Source organism: Pseudarthrobacter sp. NCCP-2145, assembly GCF_023708005.1.
GTDB lineage: Bacteria > Actinomycetota > Actinomycetes > Actinomycetales > Micrococcaceae > Arthrobacter > Arthrobacter oxydans.
The window spans coordinates 1-5,326 of the sequence record NZ_BRCG01000044.1 but is presented as its reverse complement, the minus strand read 5'-3'; the positions used below and the strand labels follow the sequence as shown (position 1 = coordinate 5,326).

Genomic DNA, 5,326 nt, shown 5'->3' with positions numbered 1-5,326 from the left:
TCGTCCGCCCCTGTGGGTGGTCTGGTTTTTACAGCTGGTTTCAAATTTTGTGCAGCCTTTTTGTCCCGTTTTCCCGGGGCTGGGGGTTGTGTCTGTTTTACTTCAACGGAGAGTTTGATCCTGGCTCAGGATGAACGCTGGCGGCGTGCTTAACACATGCAAGTCGAACGATGATGGGAGCTTGCTCCTGGATTAGTGGCGAACGGGTGAGTAACACGTGAGTAACCTGCCCTTAACTCTGGGATAAGCCTGGGAAACTGGGTCTAATACCGGATATGACTCCTCATCGCATGGTGGGGGGTGGAAAGCTTTATTGTGGTTTTGGATGGACTCGCGGCCTATCAGCTTGTTGGTGAGGTAATGGCTTACCAAGGCGACGACGGGTAGCCGGCCTGAGAGGGTGACCGGCCACACTGGGACTGAGACACGGCCCAGACTCCTACGGGAGGCAGCAGTGGGGAATATTGCACAATGGGCGCAAGCCTGATGCAGCGACGCCGCGTGAGGGATGACGGCCTTCGGGTTGTAAACCTCTTTCAGTAGGGAAGAAGCGAAAGTGACGGTACCTGCAGAAGAAGCGCCGGCTAACTACGTGCCAGCAGCCGCGGTAATACGTAGGGCGCAAGCGTTATCCGGAATTATTGGGCGTAAAGAGCTCGTAGGCGGTTTGTCGCGTCTGCCGTGAAAGTCCGGGGCTCAACTCCGGATCTGCGGTGGGTACGGGCAGACTAGAGTGATGTAGGGGAGACTGGAATTCCTGGTGTAGCGGTGAAATGCGCAGATATCAGGAGGAACACCGATGGCGAAGGCAGGTCTCTGGGCATTAACTGACGCTGAGGAGCGAAAGCATGGGGAGCGAACAGGATTAGATACCCTGGTAGTCCATGCCGTAAACGTTGGGCACTAGGTGTGGGGGACATTCCACGTTTTCCGCGCCGTAGCTAACGCATTAAGTGCCCCGCCTGGGGAGTACGGCCGCAAGGCTAAAACTCAAAGGAATTGACGGGGGCCCGCACAAGCGGCGGAGCATGCGGATTAATTCGATGCAACGCGAAGAACCTTACCAAGGCTTGACATGAACCGGTAATACCTGGAGACAGGTGCCCCGCTTGCGGTCGGTTTACAGGTGGTGCATGGTTGTCGTCAGCTCGTGTCGTGAGATGTTGGGTTAAGTCCCGCAACGAGCGCAACCCTCGTTCTATGTTGCCAGCACGTGATGGTGGGGACTCATAGGAGACTGCCGGGGTCAACTCGGAGGAAGGTGGGGACGACGTCAAATCATCATGCCCCTTATGTCTTGGGCTTCACGCATGCTACAATGGCCGGTACAAAGGGTTGCGATACTGTGAGGTGGAGCTAATCCCAAAAAGCCGGTCTCAGTTCGGATTGGGGTCTGCAACTCGACCCCATGAAGTCGGAGTCGCTAGTAATCGCAGATCAGCAACGCTGCGGTGAATACGTTCCCGGGCCTTGTACACACCGCCCGTCAAGTCACGAAAGTTGGTAACACCCGAAGCCGGTGGCCTAACCCCTTGTGGGAGGGAGCTGTCGAAGGTGGGACTGGCGATTGGGACTAAGTCGTAACAAGGTAGCCGTACCGGAAGGTGCGGCTGGATCACCTCCTTTCTAAGGAGCACCTACAGATTGTTCGTGCCGTGTATGCGGTGCGGGGGTTTGTCAGGAGTACAGCCCGTTGCGCAGACGATTGTTCTGCGGCGGGTGCTCAAGGGTGGAATATCAGCGAATAGCGGCTGCCGGTCTTTTCCGGTGCTTAGTACGGTTCCTTCCTTTGTGGGGGTTCCTGGAAGGGTGCTGGTGTGGGATGGGTGGTTTAGTGTTTGGCACACTGTTGGGTCCTGAGGCAACAGGGCCGTGATGTTTTGCCCCTTCTTTTTGTGGGGGTGGGGGTTGCGGGTTTGTGTGTTTCTGGTTTCCTGGCTGCAGCGATCATGCATGTTTGTGTGTGTGGGGTGTGTGGTACGGGGTTGTTGTTTGAGAACTACATAGTGGACGCGAGCATCTTTTATAAGAAGCAATTTCCAAGAATATGAACCTGGATCTGGCTGCGCGTGATGGTGTCATCCTTTTGGGGTGGTGTTGTTGGGTGTGGTTGGTTTCTGTGGTTCTCTCGAAAATTAGCGTTTTTGATCTTTTGTGGTCAAGTTTTTAAGAGCACACGGTGGATGCCTTGGCATTAGGAGCCGAAGAAGGACGTAGGAATCTGCGATAAGCCTGGGGGAGTCGATAACCGGACTGTGATCCCAGGGTGTCCGAATGGGGAAACCCCGCCAGGGGCGCGAGTCACCTGGTGACCCGCATCTGAACACATAGGGTGCGTGGAGGGAACGCGGGGAAGTGAAACATCTCAGTACCCGCAGGAAGAGAAAACAATAGTGATTCCGTTAGTAGTGGCGAGCGAACGCGGATCAGGCTAAACCGTTCCATGTGTGATAGCCGGCGGGCGTTGCATGGTCGGGGTTGTGGGACTTTCCGTACTGTCTCTGCCGGGGCAGTGGGGTGTGATGTGCAGGCATAGGTGAACGGTCTTGAAAGGCCGGCCAGAGAGGGTGTTAGCCCCGTAACCGTAATGTTGTGTACCGCCCGGATGAGTATCCCAAGTAGTACGGGGCCCGAGAAATCCCGTGCGAATCTGTCAGGACCACCTGATAAGCCTAAATACTCCCTAATGACCGATAGCGGACCAGTACCGTGAGGGAAAGGTGAAAAGTACCCCGGGAGGGGAGTGAAACAGTACCTGAAACCGTGTGCTTACAATCCGTCGGAGCCAGTCTGATTCTGGTGACGGCGTGCCTTTTGAAGAATGAGCCTGCGAGTTAGTGTTACGTCGCGAGGTTAACCCGTGTGGGGCAGCCGTAGCGAAAGCGAGTCTGAATAGGGCGTTGCAGTGGCGTGATCTAGACCCGAAGCGAAGTGATCTACCCATGGCCAGGTTGAAGCGACGGTAAGACGTCGTGGAGGACCGAACCCACTTCAGTTGAAAATGGAGGGGATGAGCTGTGGGTAGGGGTGAAAGGCCAATCAAACTTCGTGATAGCTGGTTCTCCCCGAAATGCATTTAGGTGCAGCGTTGCGTGTTTCTTGCTGGAGGTAGAGCTACTGGATGGCTAATGGGCCCTACAAGGTTACTGACGTCAGCCAAACTCCGAATGCCGGTAAGTGAGAGCGCAGCAGTGAGACTGTGGGGGATAAGCTTCATAGTCGAGAGGGAAACAGCCCAGACCACCAACTAAGGCCCCTAAGCGTGTGCTAAGTGGGAAAGGATGTGGAGTTGCGAAGACAACCAGGAGGTTGGCTTAGAAGCAGCCATCCTTAAAAGAGTGCGTAATAGCTCACTGGTCAAGTGATTCCGCGCCGACAATGTAGCGGGGCTCAAGTACACCGCCGAAGTTGTGGCATTCAGATATTAGCTAAGCCCTTGTGGTTCAGGCGTCTGGATGGGTAGGGGAGCGTCGTGTGGGCGGTGAAGTCGCGGTGTAAACCAGCGGTGGAGCCTACACGAGTGAGAATGCAGGCATGAGTAGCGAAAGACGGGTGAGAAACCCGTCCGCCGAATGATCAAGGGTTCCAGGGTCAAGCTAATCTGCCCTGGGTAAGTCGGGACCTAAGGCGAGGCCGACAGGCGTAGTCGATGGACAACGGGTTGATATTCCCGTACCGGCGAAAAACCGCCCATGCTGAACAGGGGATACTAACTGCCCGAGACCTGCCCGATCGCCCTTGTGGTGTGAGGGTTTTGGTGGAGCGCAGGACCTGATCCTGGGAGGCAAGCGTATTAACAGGTGTGACGCAGGAAGGTAGCCAAGCCGGGCGATGGTTGTCCCGGTCTAAGGATGTAGGGCGAACGGTAGGCAAATCCGCTGTTCATGATGCCTGAGATCTGATGGGACCCCCGTTTGGGGGGATTTGGTGATCCTATGCTGCCGAGAAAAGCATCGACGCGAGGTTTTAGCCGCCCGTACCCCAAACCGACACAGGTGATCAGGTAGAGAATACTAAGGCGATCGAGAGAATTATGGTTAAGGAACTCGGCAAAATGCCCCCGTAACTTCGGGAGAAGGGGGGCCCCAACCTTGATACACCCTTGCGGTGTGGAGGGGATCGGGGCCGCAGAGACCAGGGGGAAGCGACTGTTTACTAAAAACACAGGTCCGTGCGAAGTCGCAAGACGATGTATACGGACTGACTCCTGCCCGGTGCTGGAAGGTTAAGAGGACCGGTTAGCCGCAAGGCGAAGCTGAGAATTTAAGCCCCAGTAAACGGCGGTGGTAACTATAACCATCCTAAGGTAGCGAAATTCCTTGTCGGGTAAGTTCCGACCTGCACGAATGGAGTAACGACTTCCCCGCTGTCTCAACCATAAACTCGGCGAAATTGCAGTACGAGTAAAGATGCTCGTTACGCGCAGCAGGACGGAAAGACCCCGAGACCTTTACTATAGTTTGGTATTGGTGTTCGGAGTGGCTTGTGTAGGATAGGTGGGAGACGTTGAAGCCCGGACGCCAGTTCGGGTGGAGTCATCGTTGAAATACCACTCTGGTCACTTTGGACATCTAACTTCGGCCCGTAATCCGGGTCAGGGACAGTGCCTGATGGGTAGTTTAACTGGGGCGGTTGCCTCCTAAAAAGTAACGGAGGCGCCCAAAGGTTCCCTCAGCCTGGTTGGCAATCAGGTGTCGAGTGTAAGTGCACAAGGGAGCTTGACTGTGAGAGAGACATCTCGAGCAGGGACGAAAGTCGGGACTAGTGATCCGGCGGTACATTGTGGAATGGCCGTCGCTCAACGGATAAAAGGTACCTCGGGGATAACAGGCTGATCTTGCCCAAGAGTCCATATCGACGGCATGGTTTGGCACCTCGATGTCGGCTCGTCGCATCCTGGGGCTGGAGTAGGTCCCAAGGGTTGGGCTGTTCGCCCATTAAAGCGGTACGCGAGCTGGGTTTAGAACGTCGTGAGACAGTTCGGTCCCTATCCGCTGCGCGCGCAGGAAATTTGAGAAGGGCTGTCCTTAGTACGAGAGGACCGGGACGGACGAACCTCTGGTGTGTCAGTTGTACTGCCAAGTGCACCGCTGATTAGCTACGTTCGGATGGGATAACCGCTGAAAGCATCTAAGCGGGAAGCTCGCTTCAAGATGAGATTTCCATACACCTTGTGTGTGAGAGGCCCCCAGCCAGACCACTGGGTTGATAGGCCGGATGTGGAAGCGAGGACTAACGACTCGTGAAGCTGACCGGTACTAATAGGCCGATAACTTACACCACACACCCTTTTCGTGAACGGATTCAAAAGACGTTCACACCAGGA

Annotated in this window: 2 rRNA genes; both read left to right on the top strand. The window is 55.2% G+C overall.

Going from position 1 to position 5,326, the window contains the following annotated elements:
- Positions 1-102 precede the first annotated feature (102 nt).
- Positions 103-1,626, top strand: a 16S ribosomal RNA gene (locus NFU08_RS20785).
- Between the two features lie 530 nt (positions 1,627-2,156).
- Positions 2,157-5,283: ribosomal RNA gene (locus NFU08_RS20780) — 23S ribosomal RNA — on the top strand.
- Together the 16S and 23S rRNA genes form the textbook arrangement of a ribosomal RNA operon.
- Positions 5,284-5,326: the final 43 nt, after the last annotated feature.